General features: G+C 49.5%; 15 protein-coding genes. 7 read left to right on the forward strand and 8 right to left on the reverse strand.

Annotated elements, in window-relative coordinates; genetic code table 11:
- Positions 1 to 161 precede the first annotated feature (161 nt).
- The 7 genes from MEALZ_RS11390 to MEALZ_RS11420 all read right to left on the reverse strand — a co-directional run bounded on the left by MEALZ_RS11390 (position 162) and on the right by MEALZ_RS11420 (position 7,448).
- On the reverse strand, positions 162 to 911 hold the full coding sequence (locus MEALZ_RS11390; RefSeq protein WP_014148786.1) for a J domain-containing protein: 750 nt from the start codon (positions 909 to 911) through the stop codon (positions 162 to 164).
- Positions 911 to 2,068, reverse strand: a complete 1,158-nt coding sequence (locus MEALZ_RS21010; protein WP_014148787.1) for a tetratricopeptide repeat protein — start codon at positions 2,066 to 2,068, stop codon at positions 911 to 913. The genes MEALZ_RS11390 and MEALZ_RS21010 overlap by 1 nt, the downstream gene beginning before the upstream one ends.
- A gap of 643 nt (positions 2,069 to 2,711) precedes the next feature.
- Complete coding sequence (rfbB, locus tag MEALZ_RS11400) at positions 2,712 to 3,779, reverse strand: dTDP-glucose 4,6-dehydratase (protein ID WP_014148788.1); 1,068 nt, start codon at positions 3,777 to 3,779, stop codon at positions 2,712 to 2,714.
- The gene (locus tag MEALZ_RS11405; RefSeq protein WP_014148789.1) at positions 3,779 to 4,585 is read right to left on the reverse strand and encodes an ABC transporter permease; all 807 of its coding nucleotides are present in this window, start codon (positions 4,583 to 4,585) and stop codon (positions 3,779 to 3,781) included. The genes rfbB and MEALZ_RS11405 overlap by 1 nt, the downstream gene beginning before the upstream one ends.
- Entirely contained in the window at positions 4,582 to 5,319 is a 738-nt protein-coding gene (locus tag MEALZ_RS11410) for an ABC transporter ATP-binding protein (protein WP_014148790.1), read from the reverse strand. Before MEALZ_RS11410 ends, MEALZ_RS11405 begins: the two co-directional genes overlap by 4 nt.
- On the reverse strand, positions 5,316 to 6,272 hold the full coding sequence (locus MEALZ_RS11415; protein ID WP_014148791.1) for a PQQ-dependent catabolism-associated beta-propeller protein: 957 nt from the start codon (positions 6,270 to 6,272) through the stop codon (positions 5,316 to 5,318). Before MEALZ_RS11415 ends, MEALZ_RS11410 begins: the two co-directional genes overlap by 4 nt.
- Before the next feature lie 12 nt (positions 6,273 to 6,284).
- A complete protein-coding gene (locus MEALZ_RS11420) occupies positions 6,285 to 7,448 on the reverse strand; it encodes an ABC transporter substrate-binding protein (RefSeq protein ID WP_014148792.1) in 1,164 nt (387 codons plus the stop codon).
- A 363-nt stretch (positions 7,449 to 7,811) separates the two neighbouring features.
- Between MEALZ_RS11420 and MEALZ_RS11425 the strand changes: the two genes are divergently transcribed.
- The 5 genes from MEALZ_RS11425 to MEALZ_RS11450 all read left to right on the forward strand — a co-directional run bounded on the left by MEALZ_RS11425 (position 7,812) and on the right by MEALZ_RS11450 (position 12,160).
- Positions 7,812 to 8,216: a PilZ domain-containing protein gene (locus tag MEALZ_RS11425; RefSeq protein ID WP_014148794.1), complete on the forward strand. Its 405-nt coding sequence runs from the start codon at positions 7,812 to 7,814 to the stop codon at positions 8,214 to 8,216.
- A gap of 372 nt (positions 8,217 to 8,588) precedes the next feature.
- Positions 8,589 to 8,942 (forward strand): hypothetical protein, encoded by a 354-nt coding sequence (locus tag MEALZ_RS11435; RefSeq protein ID WP_014148795.1) that lies wholly within the window; start codon positions 8,589 to 8,591, stop codon positions 8,940 to 8,942.
- Complete coding sequence (locus MEALZ_RS11440) at positions 8,943 to 9,773, forward strand: MOSC domain-containing protein (protein WP_014148796.1); 831 nt, start codon at positions 8,943 to 8,945, stop codon at positions 9,771 to 9,773.
- 306 nt (positions 9,774 to 10,079) lie between these two features.
- A complete protein-coding gene (locus MEALZ_RS11445) occupies positions 10,080 to 11,882 on the forward strand; it encodes a Na/Pi cotransporter family protein (protein ID WP_014148797.1) in 1,803 nt (600 codons plus the stop codon).
- Between the two features lie 17 nt (positions 11,883 to 11,899).
- Complete coding sequence (locus MEALZ_RS11450) at positions 11,900 to 12,160, forward strand: hypothetical protein (protein WP_014148798.1); 261 nt, start codon at positions 11,900 to 11,902, stop codon at positions 12,158 to 12,160.
- A 574-nt stretch (positions 12,161 to 12,734) separates the two neighbouring features.
- On the opposite strand, the gene MEALZ_RS23230 is transcribed toward MEALZ_RS11450, so the two are convergent.
- A complete protein-coding gene (locus tag MEALZ_RS23230) occupies positions 12,735 to 12,896 on the reverse strand; it encodes a hypothetical protein (RefSeq protein WP_162472949.1) in 162 nt (53 codons plus the stop codon).
- Between the two features lie 618 nt (positions 12,897 to 13,514).
- On the opposite strand from MEALZ_RS23230, the gene MEALZ_RS11465 reads away from it, so the two are divergent.
- Together MEALZ_RS11465 and MEALZ_RS11470 are read left to right on the forward strand one after the other, a co-directional pair.
- Positions 13,515 to 15,173 (forward strand): glutamine--tRNA ligase/YqeY domain fusion protein, encoded by a 1,659-nt coding sequence (locus tag MEALZ_RS11465; RefSeq protein WP_014148799.1) that lies wholly within the window; start codon positions 13,515 to 13,517, stop codon positions 15,171 to 15,173.
- Positions 15,174 to 15,888: 715 nt separating this feature from the next.
- Positions 15,889 to 20,601: an EAL domain-containing protein gene (locus MEALZ_RS11470; RefSeq protein WP_046061121.1), complete on the forward strand. Its 4,713-nt coding sequence runs from the start codon at positions 15,889 to 15,891 to the stop codon at positions 20,599 to 20,601.
- The last annotated feature ends 75 nt before the right edge of the window (positions 20,602 to 20,676 follow it).

A 20,676-nucleotide genomic window follows, 5' to 3' on the forward strand; every position in this document is an offset into this window, starting at 1 on the left:
CTCAAAAACATCAAAACAATGGCGGGACTGGAGTGCAGGCAAGCCTGCACTCCAGCGGCAATAATGATGACATAGGCTGTTAATGATAAGTCACTCATTTAAATTGAAATCGCTGTATTTTCAAGTACTTCATGATCTTCATGGTGAAATGCTTTTTTAGGTTAATTCGCCGGTTGACAAAGCAATTCCAAACGAACCTTGCGCTCGCTGATGTGCTGGGTCAATTGCCTGGCCAAGTCGCCGAGCGGGTCTTCGCCGCTCGCTTCGGCCTCGCCGACCGTGCCCATCAATTCGTATAATTCCGTTTGCTTTTGTTCGCTGAGTTCCTGTTCGGCCTCGGACAAACGCCGGCGCAATTGTGCGATACGGCGAATCACTTTGACCAAGCGCGCGCCGGTATCGCTACCTTCGACGGCTTCCGAGTCTTGGCCGAAATCGATAATCAATTGTTCGATTGCCGCCAAATCGCCGGCCTCGTAGGCACGATTGACGCGGGCCATCATGATTGTGCGGCGTTCGCGTTCGATCTCGTTAGTGGCGCGGTCGGGGTGCATCAGCTTCGTCGCTTTACGGTAGGCTTGTTTGATTTCCGGCGTAATTTCGGCCGGCGGAACCTGGCTTTCGGTTAAACCGGCTTCTTCAGCCGATCGCTGCGCCTGCTGCTCGGCGTCATGGGCGCGCGCTCGCAACTCGATATTGTCGGGATAGCGCTCTGCTTGTTCCGAGGCAATTCGAGCATCCAACTCATCCATTTCGACATACAAATAACCCACTAGCCGGTAGTAGCGGTAATGAAACTGCGCCATTTCGGTTTTTACCGTTTCCAACGCCAACTCAGCGGATGAGACCTGCTCTTCGAGCTCGGCTTCTTCGGTCTCCAAACGCTTGAGTTCTTGTTCTTCCGGTAGCATTAACGATTCTTCCAATTGATGTCGAATCTCGACAGAAATTCTTGCGTTTTCACATGCCCGCGGCCGGCAATCTTGCGATACCAATACAAGGCTTGCTGATCGACGGTTTCAACTGCAGGACCGTTCGGATAAACTCGATGCAGCATATCTTGCGCTCTCGGCGCGCCTTGATCGGCGGCTTGTCGATACCAAAACACGGCTTTTTCATAATCTTGCGCCACGCCAAAACCGGCCCAATACAATTCGCCTAAAAAATCTTGCGCATAAGGATGACCTTGTTCGGCCGCTTTTCGGTACCAAAACGCTGCTTGCTCGCCATCTCGCGCCACACCTACACCGAACTCGTAGAGCGCCCCCAGCTCGATTTGCGCATAAGCGTAGCCTTGCTCGGCGGCGCGGCGATACCAGAATGCCGCCTGCACTGTATTTTGCTCGACCCCGTAACCGCATTCGTAGTTCAGCCCTAGGTTACATTGCGCTCCGGCATAGCCTTGATCGGCCGCCTTTCGGTACCAAAAAACAGCCTGGATTGCATCCTGCTTGACGCCTAATCCGTATTCGATTTTTAAACCTAAATTATATTGAGCGCCGGCCAGACCTGCTTCGGCAGCCTTGCGGCACCATGACAATGACTGAACCGGATTCTGTTCAATGCCAAAACCATTACCGTACATTTCGGCCAGATCCATCCAAATTTCCGGATCGGCAAGCGCTTGATGAGACGTACACCAGTTGAACGCCATGCGCATATAATATTCGGCTTTTTCGGCATTTCGAGGAATCCCTTGTCCGCCCAAATACATTCTCGCAAGCGGAAAATAGGCCTTACCGTAATCTTGATCGGCTAATTCTTGGAACGTCGAGAAATCTTGTTTCAGCTGCTGCCTCATCGAAAACAAGGGCCGCAGCGATTCGCTTTCATTGCCGTTTATGACTGTAGCCGTCGCATCGCAGTTAAATCGGATTTCATTGCCGTCATCGGTAATACGATTATAACTGTCGCGGGCTAAGCGGTAACGCTCGTCCATATTGACCGCAGGCTCATTGGCTGGAGCGTTACGAATAGCCTCCAATCCGCGCCCGACCATGCTTGTCGATGACGAAAAAGGGGAAGAGAGATTGCGCTGCACGCTGACAGAAGGCAATCGTTCAGCCATGTCTATTTCCTCGGTCATATTTCATGTTTGGAAAAAATTAAGTCGTTTCGTAAAGTAGGTAGCTCCGGAATACTCCGAGCTTAAAAATATGCGTAGTCGTTTTTCTGCTGGGGAGGATTATTTAACCTAACGTTCATGAAGGCCTAGCCATCGCCCCGGCAAATGAAAGTTCTTGGGTGGCGGAGGGCGCGGTCACTCGCCCGACAGGACGCCGTGAACCCAGCACCTAAATTATCCAAGATAGTTAACCATAGCCAATGGGCTATGGAATTTAGGTGCTGGGTGAATACGTCCCTGTAGGCTCGACGGCGGAATCTGATTGCCATGGATGGCATGAATGCAGATTTTGCAGGAGCAAAAATCTGCCCTGCCGCCGACACCTGTCGATCGAGCAAACGCGCCCTCTTCGGAACCGACATGCTCTCTATCGAGCTTCGACTATCAAAAAATTAGAAGAGTCCAAATCTACGAACTTTCACAGTAAGAGCAGTTGGCAAGTGTTGTAGACCGTTCGTGCTGAGCCCAGTCGAAGCATGAAGGGTCTACAACACTTACACCGGCTTGGTGAAGCCTCAAACTGCTCTTTTTAGGTTCATGTGCTTCATGGTTAAACTGCCAAATCTAGAATTAATCTTTAGCAAAATCAAAGATTCTGCAACCCCAGTCTCTCGCCCCGGTAACTGCCGTCCAAGACATTGGCCCACCAGGCTTTATTATCGAGATACCATTGCACGGTTTTTCGCAGACCGGTTTCGAAGGTTTCTTGCGGTTCCCAACCCAATTCGCGTTTAATTTTACCGGCATCGATCGCATAACGCAGATCATGACCGGGACGGTCTTGCACGAATTGCATCAAATTTCGATGCGGCCTGAAATTCGAATCCGGCATTAATTCGTCGAGCACGGCGCAAATCGTTTCGACGACTTCCAGGTTGGTTTTTTCATTGTTGCCGCCGATATTGTAAACCTCGCCGATAAGGCCATTTTCGAGCACGGTCTCGATCGCGCGGCAATGGTCTTCGACATACAGCCAATCGCGCACATTCATTCCGGCCCCGTAAATCGGCAACGACTTTCCGCTAAGCGCGTTCAAGATCATCAACGGAATGAGTTTTTCCGGGAATTGATAAGGCCCGTAATTATTCGAGCAATTGGTCGTCAATACCGGAAAATCGTAAGTGTGATGATAGGCTCTGACCAAGTGGTCGGACGCGGCCTTCGACGCCGAATACGGCGAATTCGGTTGATAAGGCGTTTGCTCGGTGAATTTGCCTTCCGCGCCGAGCGACCCGTAGACTTCATCGGTCGAGACATGAAGAAACCGAAAATTCTGCCGATCTTCGCTATCGAGTTGCCGCCAATAAGCCTTCGCTGAATCGAGCAATCCGTATGTGCCGACCACATTGGTCTGAATAAACGCACCGGGATTGTCGATCGAGCGGTCGACATGGCTTTCGGCCGCGAAATTGACGATCGCATCGGGTTGATAACGCGTCAACAAATAATCGACCAGGCTTTTGTCGCCAATCGACCCGAGTACGAAGCGGTGATTGTCGTTTCCGTCTAAATCCGCCAGAGTTTCCAGATTACCGGCGTAGGTCAAGGCATCCAGATTGATGACTTTGACACTGCCTTTTTCCACTAAGCGACGGACGAAATTGCCGCCGATGAAACCGGCGCCGCCGGTTACCAAAATCGTTTTGTGTTGCATTAGGCGCCTCCTCCTTTTCGAGTCATCATGCCTTTCGATGGGTTATAACCGAGTATGGCCGCTGTCATGAAAATGACAAAGGCCGATAGTGTGTAGATAAAAGCCTCTTGATTGAATTGGTTATACAACGCAAAACGAATCAATTCCACTGCTTGCGAAAACGGATTGTACCGGGCGATATTATGCAGCAATTCGCTGGACTCCTTGATTTTCCAAAGCGGATACAACGCAGTCGACATGAAAAACATCGGAAAAATGACGAAATTCATCACGCCGGCAAAGTTTTCCAATTGTTTGATGAACGATGACAGCAATAAGCCCAATGCGCCAAGCATCATTCCCGACAACAACAAGGCCGGCAATACCCAGAGATAGCCTTCAAGCGGCGCCTCGATCTCATACAGCCAGGCGATACCAAGAAAGACATAGACTTGCAAGACCGACACGGCGGTTCCGGCAATCAGCTTACAAAACAGCAGAAACCAACGCGGCAATGGTGCAACCATCAGAGTCCGCATACTGCCCATTTCGCGGTCGTAAACCATCGACAACGAACTTTGCATGCCGTTGAACAATTGAATCATGCCGATCAGACCGGGGGTGATATAGACTTCGTAAAGAATATAGGTTTCGTAAGGCGGCGCAATCGCGATGCCAAGCGCGGCGCGAAATCCTGCCGCGAACACGAATAGCCATAGCAAGGGTCGAACCAAGGCTGAAATAAAACGCTCGCGTTGCTTCACGAAGCGCAATAATTCGCGGCCGATAATGCCCCACATCGCTCGCCAATAATGCAATAGCCTCATGTCCGTGCCCCCTGAGTCAGTGCAAAAAACGCCTCGTCGATCGACTCTTTGCCGGTCTGTTGTAAAACCGTGGGAATCGCGCCGTTCGCCTTGACTTGGCCTTGATGCAACACGACCAAATGATCGTCCGGATAAATTTCGTCGATGAGATGCGTCGCCCACAGCACCGATAATTGCCCGTCATTAACCAATTGATGAACGTGTTCGACAATCGCCTTGCGGCTCGGCACATCGAGTCCGACCGTCGGTTCGTCGAGCAACAGCAGTGACGGCTTATGCAACAGCGCCCGGGCAATTTCGACACGCCGCCGGTGCCCGCCGTTGAGTTGCCGTATTTTTTCGAAACGGCGCTCATACATATCGAATCGCTCCAATTCCTCCTGTATACGCTGTTTCGCCACCTTACGCCTCATGCCGTGCAGAGCCGTGTGGTAACGCAAATTCTGCATCACCGTCAGATCCATATCGAGCGTGGTTTGCTGAAAAACCACGCCCAACATCGCCAATGCCTTGCGCGTTTGTTTCTTGATATCGAAGCCGGACAGTTCGATACGTCCGGAACGCGTATCGTAAAGCCTCGTAATTAACGCAAACAAGGTACTTTTTCCGGCGCCGTTCGGTCCGAGCAGAATCGTACATTCACCGGGATTTATCGAAAAGCCGACCTTATCCAGAGCCTTCTTGCCGCTGTAGGAAAAACTTAAATCCTCGACGGACAACGCGATCGAATTCATGGCTTCGCAACCACACCCCAGGGATAGCGCCCTACCCCGACCGATTTGGTGACTTTATGGCTAGCCAAGTCGATGATCGAAATATCGTTGCTGACGCCGTTGGTCGTATAAAGCCGCTTTTGATCGGGAGAGAACGCCAAATTCCAGACTCTTTCGCCAACCAACAGAAATTTTTCGATCTCGTAAGTTTTGGCATTAATTACCGCAACCCGGTTCGCAGGCCCCATTGCGACATAGCCCCAGCGATTATCCTTATCGATCGCGACGCCGACCGGCTGAATCTTATCGAAAGTCACGCCCGGAACTTCCAGTTTAATATTCTTGACGACTTGCCGAGTCTCTGCATCGAGTATCGTCAAGGTCCCGGCCATTTCGGATGTCGCCCAAACGAATTTACTGTCGGCGGTAAAACTCAACGCCCGTGGGCGCGGGTCGACTAGCGTGTTATCGACGATAGCAAGGCTCTCGGTATCGATCCAGTGCAGCATATTGGTCGTTTCGGAAGCGCTGATAACCCAACGCCCATCGGGGCTCGCGGCAATGCCTTCCGGCTCGACGCCGACCTTGATTTCCTTGATCGCTTTGCGTTCTTGCACATCGATCACGGTGACTTGACTGTCGTCCTCGTTCGATACATACATACGGCTGCCGTCGGGACTGACCGCAAAGGTCTCGGGATCCTCGCCGGACGGCAATCGTCCGACTTCCTCAAGCGTTTCGGCATCGATGATTTTAATCGTATCGTCGTCGCTGGTCGCTATGTATAGGAACTTATTATCGGGGCTGATTGCAATACCGCGAGGTCTTTGCCCGACCGGTACCGTTTTGGTTAATGTTCCGGCAATCGGATCGACGACGGCCAAGGCATTGTCTTTTTCCAGTGTGACGTAAACTGTTTCGGCGTGGGCCGTAACGGCAGCGCATAGCGCGACAGTCCATAAAATATTTTTCATAGTCTCTACCTTTTACTTACATTTGGTTTCAGGTTGATCAAAACCCAGCGTATCCAATTCGGTTTTCGGATGTAAAAAACCTTCGATCGGGGCGACCGCAACCAAAGAACGCGGCGCTGCGAGTAACAGCGGTTGTCTCAACTGACCGTTCCAAGTCCGGAACGACAATGGCCTGCCTTTATAACCTTGCAACGCGAATTTGTCGCTCAACAAATAAGTCTTGATATCGTTGAGTTGGCTCGATTGGGTCCGGGTCGCGGCCTCGCCGACGGCACGAATCGCTAGATAAGCGCCGTAATCCGCCTCTTCCATCCAACGGCCCTTTTGCTCTTTGAAACGATTTTGAATTTGCACCGCGCCCCATTGTTCATGCGCACGATGCCAGGACGTCGCGATCAAGCCTTGCGTGCCGATAACCGGCCTTGGAATCCAAGTCCGATAATCGAGATATTCGCCGAACAAGCCTTGTTCGTCGGCAACCACCAATATATCGTAGTCGACGCCCTGCGTGAACACCGGCACATCGGATTGAGCGGTACGCCGAGCGTCATAGGTATGATCCCAGGCTTTCTCCGCGACGATTTTCATGCCGAAACGCTTCGCGGATCGCTTGATCGCAGCGGCGAATAATTTATCTTCATCGCTCGCACCGATCACCAAAAACCACTTGGCCCAGCGCTTTTTCAACATATATTGAGCCAAGGCATCGGCACGCATTGCGCGGCTTGGTAAGATATGCAGCACATCGCTACCGCAACGCTGCCGCAGACTGTCGTCCGTCGTCCCCGCATCGAAAATCAAGGTGTGCTCCGGCTTATTCGCATCGATGATTTTCAGTAAATCATCGGCTGGCAAATTAGCGACAACAAAGGAAAATTTCCCGGCTATCTTGTCGTTAAATTCCTGGGCGACATCGCCGTCGATCGGCACGATAACCTTGTTCAGTTTATACAATTGACCGGTAAACTGTCCGGTAGTGTTGTTATCGTCGATCGCCAGTTCGGCGCCAAGTTCCCCTTTGTCTTGAATAAACGGATCAAGATTCGACAAGGCCGGCGGAGCCGTTTTTTCTTGGGTAAAGTAAACAATTTCGATTTCCTGTTTTTGTTCCGCTTGTGCAACAAAGACAGTCAACGACAGCATACTAATACCTAACAATAAAGATCGGACGATCATTTTCCTACTCCATTCAATTGCTGTGGCTGAGATAAAAATTCGGCGCCGGGGGTCCGCCAAAGGACGCCGTGAATACGTCCATCTAGGCTCGATGAAAGCTCCATGCTGGCAAAGCCTTGTCGGACACCTCGGCGCCTCCTTAGGCACTGCCGAAATTTGAAGTGCGAAAGATATAACTTAACAAATTCCTGACGCTTAAGGTATTGCTCAATCGAGCATTATAAACATAACTGAGCAGGGTTTCCTTATGCATCGACACCGCCAATAATAAACTGCCCCCTAATACAAGCGAAAACACACTATAATTTAAAAAAGCGCCACATTATTCGATAACCCAACATTACTCATGATTTCGTAATCCCCATGGCCGACATCAATCCTCCTTCAGAAGATCATCGTGATATTTTCGATTTAGATACCGATGATACGATTCAAGATAATGGCCGAAGATCGGTTCGCTATGTCAGAAACGATATTCAAGTCGCGTTGATTGCAAAAAACCTGCTAGGGATAGATAAAAAGACACAAGCCCAACTTCAAGACATCAGCAGTAAAGGCTTACGCGTAAGCGCCGAAGAAAAACTGAGCATCAATAAAAAAATTACTGTAGTACTTAAATTCACGGACGGCAGACGATTTAATATCAAAGCCAAAGTCGTCCGCCAATCCAGCAGCAATAAGTTTGACTACGGTATCAAGTTCGAAGAAAGACAAAACGGTCTTGGCGATCATTTACTTGAAACTCAGACGGATTTACTGTTTAAATGAACGATCCAAGAAAATTATTGCCCAATTAAAAAACAGGCATTGCCACCCATGAAACCGGATATCGGCAAATTATACCTTTCGCACTTCAAATTTCGGCAGTGCCGCGGAAGAGACCCCGGGGCCGAATTTTCATTTACGATGGGTATAAAATGCCATATCGGTACCAATGAACACTTTGTTATACCTATCGCACTCCAAATTTCGGCATTAGCGTATGGAGGCGGAGGGGTGTTCGGCAAAGGCTTTGGCAGCATGGATGCTGTCATAAAGCCTACATGGACGTATTCACGGCGTCCTTTGACGGGCACCCCGACGCCGAAATTTGACTAGCAAAGGGTATAGTCAGGAATCTTTTCGAATGAGGAATCCAAAATGGAAATCCAAGCCATAACACCACGCATCGACAATACCGTACCGAATGTTCCCGCTCAGCCGGAGCAAAATCGCGGACTTACCGAAGCGCCAAACCAAGACGTCGCCACACCAAGAGCGCCTATCGTCAGCGACGAACAAAATCTCGAATTATCGGATAACGCACTACAACTTTCCGAATCGTTTCGTAACCGTGAAGCACAAAATGTCAATTCAGCCCCACCGGTCGCCGAACCGGAACAGGCCAACGAGATTGTCAGGCAAACCGCCGACTTGATTAAACAATTCCCGTCGGACGGTCTAGCCGCTCAGAGCAACCTAACATCGAGCGTCGTGAAAGGACTGCTCGGTTAAATGATGCCTTCGCCTTTTTTAAGCGGAATTTATATCTATCCGGTTAAATCATTGGCGGGTATCGCGGTCGACCGCTGGCCGGTGACTGAAAAAGGTCTGCGCTATGATAGGCAATGGATGTTGGTTGATAAAAACAGAAAATTTTTATCCCAACGGCGCCTGCCTAAGATGGCATTGATTCGCACCGCATTGACCGAAAGTTGTCTGACTCTATCGGCGCCGGGTTTGGACGATTTGGTACTCCCCCTGGAGGCAACAAACGGTGAAACGCTCGAATGCGAAATCTGGCATGACCGCTGCCTGGCACACGAGGTTTCAACACAAGCAAACCGATGGCTCAGTGATTTTTTACATATCGACTGCAAACTGGTTTACCAAGCGGAAGAAACGATTCGCCCGGTCGATCCGAATTACGCCCGGCCCGAAGACAAAGTTTATTTTTCGGACGGCTTTCCGTTCTTGATAATTTCGGAAAACTCTCTGGCATCACTCAACCGCGCCATGAATCTGAATTATCCAATGCCCCGTTTTAGGCCTAATTTGGTCATTTCAGGTTGCGATAGCTACGCCGAAGACAGTTGGCGAACGATAAGCATCGGCGAAATCAACTTCAGATTACCTAAACCCTGTGCGCGCTGCTCGGTACCGACTATCGATCCGGAAACGGCAGAATCCGGACAAGAGCCGCTGCTCACATTAAGTAGAATTCGCAAATGGAACCAAAAAGTTTATTTCGGACAAAATGCCTTGCATGACAATACCGGAGTATTACACATCGGCGATCAGGTTAGCATCCATAAAACCGGACCCAAACAACCCCCGATAGTCTAAAACGAAATATTGATGTTGCCATGATCACGCTCATTAGAATGGCAAAACCATTGAGATTAAGACGTCGCGATTCACTGAAATTTCCTAAGCCTATACCTTTCTTTCACACTTCAAATTTCGGCAGTGCCCGAGGAAGCACCGGAGTGTCCGACAAAGGCATTGCGGGCACGGAGCTGGCATAGAGCCAACATGGACGTATTCACGGCGTCCTTTGACGGACCCCCCCGGTGCCGAATTTTGATCTACGATGGTTATACTTAGAAAGTCATTGTAAATTTTTTAGTTTTTTATCTTAAATAGAGCGCGATGCAAAAAATTTTCCTGATCCTGGGTATTCCCTTATTAAGTATCGGCTTTTGGCTTAGCGAAGAATTTAAAGGCATCGCAGCCGGCGTTGCTATTTTTTTGTTCGGTATGATGTCGCTCGAACAAGGCTTCAAGGCCTTTACCGGCGGCACACTGGAACGCATTCTGCAAAAAACCACCGATACGCGACTCAAAAGTCTGGGCTTCGGCATCGTCGCGACAACGCTGATGCAATCGAGCTCATTGGTATCGATCATCACAATATCGTTTCTCAGCGCGGGTTTGCTCGATTTAGCCTCAGGCATCGGGATTATCTTCGGAGCTAACCTCGGCACCTCGACCGGCGCCTGGCTGATCGCCGGCTTCGGACTTAAAGTCGATATCGCCGCATACGCGCTGCCTATGCTGGTTTTCGGTATATTATTTATTTTTCAAGCCCGGAAAAAAGTAAAAGGCGTAGGCTTCATTCTGACCGGACTCGGCTTTCTGTTTTTGGGCATCGACTATATGAAGGATAATTTCGAGCGCATCAAGGAAACCATCGACCTAGTCGAATTCGCCATGCCGGGCATCAAGGGCTTGTTGGTTTACACCGCGGTCGGCGTTGCCGCCACGGTCGTCATGCAATCGAGCCATGCCACAATGGTCTTGATCATCACCGCGCTAGCAGCACAACAAATCACTTACGAGAATGCCCTGGCCTTGGCGGTCGGCTCTAACATCGGCACGACGATCACGGCTATTATCGGCGCACTCGGCGCCAATATCGACGGCAAACGTTTAGCTTGGGCGCATTTAATTTTTAATTTTTTGACCGGCTTCGTCACACTCATATTTATTCCTTATTTTGTCGTGTCTGTAGATTGGCTAAGCGATAAGATCGGAATAAACCCCAGCGACTACACCTTAAAACTCGCCGTCTTTCACACCTTATTCAATTTTGCGGGAATCGCTCTATTATTCCCTTTTATCGGGTACATGGTCGTGTTTTTACAACGCTTCATTAAGGAAAGAAAAATCAGTATTTTCATGCCGAAATATTTAAATAGCTCGGCGGTTGAATTCCCTGAAACCATGAACGAATCGATACGACTGGAGACGCTGCATCTATACGACAATGCCGTTTATGTCATTCTAAGAACCTTTGGATTGAGCCGCCGGGATCTTCAGGACAATGAGCAGTTACTTCAAACTTTGAAGCAACAAGAAAATCCGGCCGAATACGATATCGAAAATGCTTACGAAAAACGCATTAAAGGTATTTACAGTGCCATTATCGCCTTCATCAGTCGCGCTTCTTTTTCTCCGGAAAACAAACCCTCGGCAAAACTTTATTGGCTACGCGATGCGAATCGTCATATCGTCGAGGCGATCAAAGATACCAAGCATCTACAAAACAACTGGCTGCATTTTGCCACTTCGCGTTACCGCTACGCCCGCGATGAGTATCAAAAGATTGCTTATCAAATCGCAATATTGATCAAGCAAATCGATGCATTCATGAAAAACATCGAGGCCGATGAACTCCCTTTTGTTTCGCTCGATGCTCTCAAGGCTAAAATTGAGGAAGACGACCAGCAGATCACACGCAGCATCGAGACATTGATTCGCGAAAATAAAATCACCGCCGAAACCGGCTCATCGTTGATTAATGACAGCGCTTACATGTTCAGTATCAAAACCAATCTGGTCAAAGCCGCGGAAACTTTATTTTTGCATAATACGCATCACCTTGAGCCTGAGCAGAACCTGGCATTGAATGAAACGGAAATCAAAACGGTCGTGGAAACAGTCAATTCATAAGTAAAAGGTATCGGATCATGAAAGCAAAATTTTTGACCCAATTGGAACATTTCTTCGATCCAGAGCACAAAAAAACCAAACACTACGCCAAGGAACTAAAAACCGTTCTCCGCAAACTGAAAAAGAAGGAACGCGAATTGACCGATGCGCTCGAACAAACCGCCGATCAGGAATTGGCGAAATTGTATCAAACCGAATTGGAAATCATTCGAGTCCAACGAAAAAAAGGGCTGGATACTTTGCAAAACATCCGCAAAGAACGTCAAGAAAAACCATGATCCCCGCAATTCCCAATTTGAGGATAAAAAAGGCTGCGGGGTGTGCCTGGCGCGGATGTCGGCGGCAGGGCAGATTTTTGCTCCTGCAAAATCTGCATTCACGCAATCGCAATCCTTGGCGTTCGAGCCGCCGTCAAGCCCCCCATGGATGGGTTTACGGCGTTCCTCGACTGGCATAGCCTGCATCCTGAATACGGCGAAATTTCTCAAACTGGGAATTGCTGCCATGATTTAGGGCACTCGCTTTTCACACAAGCGAATTAAGCGGCATTCGATTCGACGGAACACACTATCAGCCAATTTGGCATTATTTCGGGCAAAAAAAAGCGGACATCGATTGTCCGCTTGAGAAACTCTTAAAACCCTTTAGGAGGAAAGCCTGCAAAACGCAGTTAATCAAGAGTTGCATGCATTATACTGTGTACAAAAAACCTTGAAAATGTGGCGAATTGACGCGCGGCAGCTTGTCGCAGCAGAGAAACAAGACTCGCAATCGACAAAACTTAGGAACAAGCATGAAATAACTTAGACAACTGTCGGAAGGGGGTTTGGTCAGCAATTCCCAATTTGGAGATCAAAAAGGGCGTGGGGTATGCTTGGCGAGGATGTCGGCAGCAGGGCAGATTTTTGCTCCTGCAAAATCTGCATTCACGCCATCCTTGGCGCTTGCAGATTTTTGCTCCTGCAAAATCTGCAAGCGCCAAGGATGGCGTTCGAGCTGCCGCCAAGCCCCCATGGATGGGTTTACGGCGTTCCTCGACAAGGCATACCCCACACCCTAAAATCGGCGAAACTGCTCAAACTGGGAATTGCTGGGGTTTGGTGGCTCGATTGACAGGTGTCGGCGGCAGGGATAGCCGCCGTCAAGCCTACATGGATGTATTCACGGCGTCCTGTCAAGCGAGTCACCAAACCGCCACAAAGCCTACTACTTGTATAAGTTCTTTTGTGCATATTCCTTAGTTAATAAAGAACCGGGCTAACTGCTCATGACTCGCGCGTATTTCTTGGTTTTATGTAGTCCCATCGCCAAAATCAGCTGGATCGAAATCCGATGACCGGCCCGCTTTACGGAAATCGGGAATTGCAGTAGTATTGCCCGTCATTTTGTGTCTCTTTACATAGATGAAGCTTTAGTCCACGCAATACGCAAAAATCATCAAAATGTTCGATTTTCATGATTTGTTGAATTTTCACCCCAAGGGTGGAGCATTCTCCTTGAGAAGCGCCCCCACGTCCTAAACATGACGAAATGGGCCAACCAGAGAGTTGCCGAATTTTTGTGGACAAACTGCCGGATTCAGGATCATGTGTTAACACAACATTCCCATTACCAATCAATCACTGACCACCCATGTCATCAAACGAAACGCTGCCTTCCAATTTCATTCGCCAGATCATCAATAACGATCTGAAACAAAACAAAAATAACGGCAAAGTCGCCACGCGCTTCCCTCCGGAACCGAATGGTTATTTGCACATCGGCCATGCCAAATCGATTTGCTTGAATTTCGGTATCGCGGCCGAATATCAGGGCACCTGCAACCTTCGTTTCGACGATACGAATCCTGAAAAAGAAAGCGTCGAATACATGGAAGCGATCGAACGCGACGTGAGTTGGCTTGGCTTTCAATGGCACGAACTTCGCCATGCCTCCGATTATTTCGAACAGCTTTACGATTACGCAGTCGAGTTGATTCAAAAAGGCTTGGCCTATGTCGATAGCTCGACACCCGAACAAATGCGTCAGAATCGGGGCACGCTGACCGAACCCGGCAAGGAAAGCCCGGACCGTAGCCGTTCCATCGAAGAAAACCTCGATTTATTCACACGCATGCGCGCCGGCGAATTCGCCGACGGACAATACGTCTTGCGGGCAAAAATCGATATGGCTTCGTCAAATATCAACATGCGCGACCCGGTCATTTACCGAATTCGCCGCGTACATCATCACCGCACCGGCAACCAATGGTGCGTTTATCCGATGTACGACTATACGCATTGCATTTCCGACGCGATCGAAGGCATCACGCATTCGCTGTGTACGCTCGAATTCGAAGACCATCGACCGCTCTATGACTGGGTACTCGACAACATTACGATTCCCTGCCATCCGCAGCAAATCGAATTCGCGCGACTGCAACTCGAATACAGCATCGTCAGTAAGCGTAAACTGAATCAACTGGTCATCGAAAAACATGTCGGCGGCTGGGACGATCCGCGCATGCCGACGCTCGCCGGCCTGCGCCGCGCGGGCGTGACGCCGGCCGCGATCCGCGACTTTTGCGAACGCATCGGCATCACCAAAAAAGATTCGTGGATTGAAATGGCCGTTCTGGAAAACTGTATCCGCGAAGATTTGAATGAAAATGCCCCGCGCGCGATGGCGGTGCTACGCCCGTTGAAGCTGATCATCGATAACTATCCGGACGACAAAGTCGAAGCGCTCGAGCTCGGCAATCATCCGCAAAAACCGGAACTCGGAACGCGTAAAGTCGAGTTCAGCAAGGTTTTGTATATCGAACAGGACGATTTCGCCGAAAATCCGCCGCCTAAGTACAAACGCCTAGTCGAAGGCGGCGAAGTTCGTCTACGCGGCGCCTACGTGATCCGCTGCAACCGCATCGTCAAAGACGAGAACGAATCAATCATAGAGCTGCATTGCAGTTACGATCCGGACACATTAGGTAAAAACCCGGAAGGTCGTAAAGTCAAGGGCGTGATTCATTGGGTCAGCGAACGCCATTCCGTACCTGCTGAAATACGCTTGTACGATAGGCTATTCAGCCAGCCGAATCCCGATTCGCTCGATAACTTTCTGGACGCTTTGAATCCGGATTCGCTGGAAATCCTAACCGAATCGCGCGTCGAGTCGAGCCTTACCGATGCGCCGCCTGAAAGCCGTTTCCAATTCGAGCGCATGGGTTATTTCTGCCTCGATGCGATAGACAGCACTCCCGGCAAGCCGGTATTCAACCGCACCGTCACGCTACGAGATACCTGGGGAAAATAAATACCTAGTTCAACCGTTGAACCTAAAAAGAGCAGTTGAGAGCCTCAAACTACCGTTCGCCCTGAGCCCGTCGAAGGGTCAACGGTAGTTTGAGGCTTCACCACGACGGTGAAAGTGTTGTAGACCCTTCATGCTTCGACTTAGCTCAGCACGAACGGTCTACAACACATGTCAACTGCTCTTTTTACTGTGAAAGTTCGTAGATATAGACTCTTTATCTAATTTTTCGATATACGGAGCTCATCAGAGAAAATGCCGGTTCCGGAGAGGGTGCGGTTGCTCGACCGACAGGCCTCCGCGGGCACTGCCGAAATTTGAAGTGCGAAAGGTATAAAAGCCGCAAGCCACATAAATCATTGCTTTCAAAAAAGCGCATTTTGAGATTGAATAAGATCAAACGCATACTTTTTAACATCTTGAATTTAAATAAATTCCAAATTAATAATCGCTGCTATACTGCTCTATCGAAATTCAAATGTCAGCATTAGCGCATGGAAGCGCCTGGGTGTTCGCAAAGGCTTTGACGTCATGAATGCTGTCATTGAAACTACTTGGACGCATCACGCCGTCCTTTGACGGGTTCCCCTGCGCCGAAATTTGACTATCAAAGGGGATAAATCCCTTTATTACCCCTGACTGTATGCCCCTTGACTTCAATCAAACCTCCTTTGGTACCCGCCTTCGTCAATGGGCTCCTCAATTACTGACCGGCCTAATGCTTATTATCGGAGTCGGCACTACCGCTTTTTTTTGGCAACACGCACGCGAGGAGAACTCGGATAGTCTAGGCACCGCCTTCGAATTATCGGCAAATCAAATTACCCAAATTGTCGGCAACAGGATCGATATCTATATAGTCCTTATGAAAGGGGTCAAAGGCTTTTTTGAGGGTTCGGACGACGTCACTTTAGAGGAATTCCGCGACTATGTGAGCGCGCTGAAAATCCACAAAAACTTGCCCGGCATTCAGGCAGTAGGACTGGTGATACCTGTCGCGCATGCCGACAAAAACCGGCATATCGCCGAAATTCGGCAACAAAACATACCGAACTACCAAATCAAACCGGGTGGCGATCGAGAACAATACGCCCCCATTACCCGTCTCGAACCCTCGACAGCAGAAAACCGGAAAGCCTTGGGATTCGATGCCTACACCGTGCCCGCCGCACGAGAAGCCTTGCAACGGTCGCGCGACACAGGCGAAGTCATCATGACTTCAAGAGTTATTCTCGTACAGGATGACGATAAATCCGATTCATACGCCTTTGTGATGTATTTACCTATCTACAAGATAAAGGAGAAACTCGATTCGATAAGCGACCGGCAATCGGCCATTTCGGCCTGGGTCGACGTCCCTTTTCGTCTCAGTAATCTGATGGCCGGATTACGCGAAGAACTCAACCCGACTATCGAACTCGAAATTCATGACGGAGAGCCCCTATCGAATCAGACGCGGATATATCACTCGAGTGACTTAGCCGTGGATCGGCTATCCGGCAACCGCAGACTGGAAACACGACGTCAAATCAATATCGCAGGTCGGCAATGGACCTTGCTAATGCGCACCACTCCGGCTTTCGAAGCCGGCATCGCCCAACATAACCCTGCATTGATCGCTAAGACCGGTTTAGCGCTGACACTGTTACTCGGCATGCTAACTTGGCAACTTGCCAAAAGCCACAAAAGCACTAAACAGCGTTACCGGCAACTCTTCGATCAATCGAGCGACGGCTTACTGGTGATGCGCCGAGCCGACCATGGCTTCATCGACGCCAACCCTTCCGCATTAAGACTGTTGGGTTATCGCCATGAAGAACTGTTGCACCTACAGTTACAAGACATCCTGACTCACGATGAATTGCCGAAATCGACTCCCTGCGCCGATAAAATCATGTCCGATACGGCGCATGCTGAAGAATGGACTTGTCTGCGTAAGGACGGCTCCGAGTTTACAGCTGAGGTCTGTGTTCACAAACTTGATGCCCGGCATTGTTTCGCGATCTTACGCGACTTGACCGAACGCAAAAAGGCCGCGCAACGCATCGAACGCTTGACGCAGCTCTACCAAGCACTTAGCGAAATTAATCAAGCCATCGTGCGCACGGGAAACCAGGTCGATTTATTCCAATTAGCCTGTCGATGTGCGGTTGAGCGTGGCGGCATGGCGCTTGCCTGGGTAGGTCAACTCGACAGAATGGACTCCCGAATCAAATCCGTCGCCGCATTCGGCGAGGGAATAGAACATCTTGAAGATCTGACATTATCTTCCGACCCTTCAACTCCTGAAGGCCGCGACCCCACGGGCACGGCCTTACGTGAAAACCGCGCTATCATAGTCAACGACTATATCAATGATCCGATGACGCAATACTGGCAGGATAGGGCCAAACGATTCGGCTGGGCTTCGGGTGCCGCATTCCCTATTCAACGTAACGGCGAAGCCTTTGCGATACTGACGGTTTACCACGACCAACGGGGCGCCTTTGATGATGAAGTCGTGAGTTTGCTCAATGAAATCGCCATCGACATCGGCTTTGCTCTGGACAATGTCGACCGAGAAAATCAGCGGCTAAAACTACAACAAGAATTGTCTAGCTATTATCAGCACATCACACATATCATCGATGTGAACCCGGCCATCATTTATGCGCTAAAAGCACAATCTCTTGATGAGAACGATTTCGTGATCGATTTTATCAGCGTAACCGCGCGGAACATGACCGGCTATCCACTTGAAGAATGGCACGCACCCGGATTCTGGATCAGTCATGTTCATCCGAATGATCGACAACTCGCATTACAAGCCCAGCAGCGCTTACTGAAACAAGGCAGAATTAATTACCAATACCGATTCTTGCATGCCGACGGTCATTACTGTTGGATTCACGATCAATCGATCCTACATCGGGATAATACCGGACAACCTTTGGAAATCATCGGCACCTGGCTAGACATCACCGAACAAAAACAGGCGGAAGAGAGGGCTCATGAACAAGCACGTCTGCTAGCCGAGTCGCAAGCTATCGCTCATGTCGGCAGTTGGGTTATCGAGATACCGAACAATCGAGTCATTTGGACCGAAGAATCCTATCGGTTATTTGGTCTTTCTTCGGGAAAAGACCCGTTCACCCTCGATTACTTTCTTCACCTGCTGAATCCCGCCGATATCGAAACGATGCAAACCTGGATAGCGGACTGCTTAGCCGGAAAACAGCCCGAAGGCATCGAATTCAGAACACGTCCGATAAAAGGCATATTCCGCTGGATATTCGGAACAGGCGAACTTGAAACCAAAGAAAACGGCGAACCACTGCGAATTATCGGCACCCTTCAAGACACCACAGAACGCAAAATTGCCGAAAACGCTTTACGGGATAGCGAAGCTCGCTATCGTCAACTTTTTGCGGCCAATCCTTTGCCGATGTGGGTCTACGATCTCGACAGTTTGGCATTCCTTGCCGTCAATGATGCAGCAGTTATACAGTACGGTTATAGCCGAGAAGAATTTTTAAGCATGACGATAGCGGACATTCGCCCTGTCGAAGACCTCGAGGAACTGTACGAGGATATCCGGCAGACCGCTCTAACCATGGATCAATACAACGAAGCATCAATTTGGAGACATCGCAAGAAAGACGGCTCCCTAATCTGGGCCGAGATAACCGGACACACGCTAACATTCGAAAACCGCAATGCCGAAATCATTCTTGCCCACGACGTTACTGCGCGCATCAATGCGGAACAACAATTACGGCTCCATGCACAAGTCTTTCAATCCAGCCAAGAAGGCATCATCATCACCGACGCCGAAAACAACATTATTTCGGCTAATCCCACCTATATCGAACTCAGCGGATACACAGAAGAGGAAGCGCTCGGCAAGAATCCCCGTCTGATCTCATCAGGTTTACAAGATAAGTCATTCTACGAAAACATCTGGCAGGAAATCCATCAACGCGGACATTGGCAAGGCGAAGTCATCAATCGCCGCAAAAATGGCGATCTGTATCCACAGTGGCTCTCGATCACTGTGATTCGTAATCCGGAAGGCCGAATCACTCATCATATCGGCATCATGAGCGACCTGACCGAACACAAAGCGGCAGAAGAGCGCATCCGATTTCTGAGTCATTTCGACACATTGACTCAATTACCTAACCGCAGTCTGCTCCGCGATAGAACCGAACTGGCAATAACCGGCGCCAAACGAGCGAATGCCCGCATTGCATTGATGTTTATCGATCTCGACCGCTTCAAAATCATTAACGATTCGCTAGGCCCCACTATCGGCGACCGGTTGCTGGTTGCAATAGCCGATCGGCTGACCGATCATTTACACCCTAACGACACGTTATGCCGACAAGGCGGCGATGAGTTCATTTTATTATTGCCGAACACCGATGCCGAAAGTGTCGCCCATGTCGCCCAAACCATTCTACAGCTGATCGCCCAACCGTTTGTTATCGAAGATCATCGTTTGACACTGACGGCCAGTATCGGCATTGCCGAATTTCCCCAAGACGGAAACAATTTCGAACAGTTGTCGCAAGCCGCCGACGCCGCCTTATTCCGAGCCAAGGGGACCGGTCGCAACAATTTTCAGTTTTTTACACGACAATTGCACGAACAAGCCAACCGGTTATTGCAAATCGAAAATGAACTACATCTAGCCCTTGAGCGAAATGAACTGCTGCTCTATTATCAACCGCAGGTAGATGCGAAAACTTCGACGATTATCGGTTGCGAAGCATTGGTTCGCTGGCAACATCCCGAAAAAGGCATGATTCCGCCGGGACAGTTTATCCCTATCGCCGAAGAAAGCGGCTTGATCTTGAAAATAGACGACTGGGTGCTGAAAACCGCAATTCGCCAAAACGTCTCGTGGCAGGCTGAAGGCCTGCCCGTCGTGCCTGTTTCTGTTAATCTGTCGGGGCTGCAATTTCAACAAGCTTCGCTCTATGAAACAGTTGCCCAACTATTACAGATGAATCGGCTCGATCCGGCAATGCTGGAACTCGAATTAACCGAGGGCATAGCAATGGACAATTCCGAACGCACGATCAGCCTACTCCGTCGATTTCATCAGCTCGGCATCTCACTTTCGATCGACGATTTCGGAACCGGTTATTCGTCGCTCGCTTATCTCAAACGTTTCCAAATAGACAAGCTTAAAATCGATCAATCGTTCGTACGCGAGCTAGGCCGCGACCCGGAAGACGAAGCAATCGTCAGTGCCATCATCGGCATGGCCAAAAGCCTGGGTTTCAAAACCATCGCCGAGGGCGTAGAAACACGCGATCAATTGGAATTTTTGCTAAATAATCAATGCGATCAAATACAAGGCTATTATTTCAGCAAACCGCTACCGGCAAACGAGTTCGCCGAGCGACTGCGAAGCAAGGATTTATTCATAGCTCAATCTCGATAAGCGGTTCAAGTATACCTTTCCCACTTCAAATTTCGGCAGCGCCTAAGGAGGCGCCGAAATTTAATGTCCGATAAG

The organism is Methylotuvimicrobium alcaliphilum 20Z (assembly GCF_000968535.2).
GTDB lineage: Bacteria > Pseudomonadota > Gammaproteobacteria > Methylococcales > Methylomonadaceae > Methylotuvimicrobium > Methylotuvimicrobium alcaliphilum.

Bases quoted from the DNA above. Each gene is read 5' to 3' on its own strand.
- MEALZ_RS11390 (WP_014148786.1), bottom strand. From the start codon at position 911: ATGCTACCGGAAGAACAAGAACTCAAGCGTTTGGAGACCGAAGAAGCC.
- MEALZ_RS21010 (WP_014148787.1), bottom strand. From the start codon at position 2,068: ATGGCTGAACGATTGCCTTCTGTCAGCGTGCAGCGCAATCTCTCTTCC.
- rfbB (WP_014148788.1), bottom strand. From the start codon at position 3,779: ATGCAACACAAAACGATTTTGGTAACCGGCGGCGCCGGTTTCATCGGC.
- MEALZ_RS11405 (WP_014148789.1), bottom strand. From the start codon at position 4,585: ATGAGGCTATTGCATTATTGGCGAGCGATGTGGGGCATTATCGGCCGC.
- MEALZ_RS11410 (WP_014148790.1), bottom strand. From the start codon at position 5,319: ATGAATTCGATCGCGTTGTCCGTCGAGGATTTAAGTTTTTCCTACAGC.
- MEALZ_RS11415 (WP_014148791.1), bottom strand. From the start codon at position 6,272: ATGAAAAATATTTTATGGACTGTCGCGCTATGCGCTGCCGTTACGGCC.
- MEALZ_RS11420 (WP_014148792.1), bottom strand. From the start codon at position 7,448: ATGATCGTCCGATCTTTATTGTTAGGTATTAGTATGCTGTCGTTGACT.
- MEALZ_RS11425 (WP_014148794.1), top strand. From the start codon at position 7,812: ATGGCCGACATCAATCCTCCTTCAGAAGATCATCGTGATATTTTCGAT.
- MEALZ_RS11435 (WP_014148795.1), top strand. From the start codon at position 8,589: ATGGAAATCCAAGCCATAACACCACGCATCGACAATACCGTACCGAAT.
- MEALZ_RS11440 (WP_014148796.1), top strand. From the start codon at position 8,943: ATGATGCCTTCGCCTTTTTTAAGCGGAATTTATATCTATCCGGTTAAA.
- MEALZ_RS11445 (WP_014148797.1), top strand. From the start codon at position 10,080: ATGCAAAAAATTTTCCTGATCCTGGGTATTCCCTTATTAAGTATCGGC.
- MEALZ_RS11450 (WP_014148798.1), top strand. From the start codon at position 11,900: ATGAAAGCAAAATTTTTGACCCAATTGGAACATTTCTTCGATCCAGAG.
- MEALZ_RS23230 (WP_162472949.1), bottom strand. From the start codon at position 12,896: ATGGGGGCTTGGCGGCAGCTCGAACGCCATCCTTGGCGCTTGCAGATT.
- MEALZ_RS11465 (WP_014148799.1), top strand. From the start codon at position 13,515: ATGTCATCAAACGAAACGCTGCCTTCCAATTTCATTCGCCAGATCATC.
- MEALZ_RS11470 (WP_046061121.1), top strand. From the start codon at position 15,889: ATGCTTATTATCGGAGTCGGCACTACCGCTTTTTTTTGGCAACACGCA.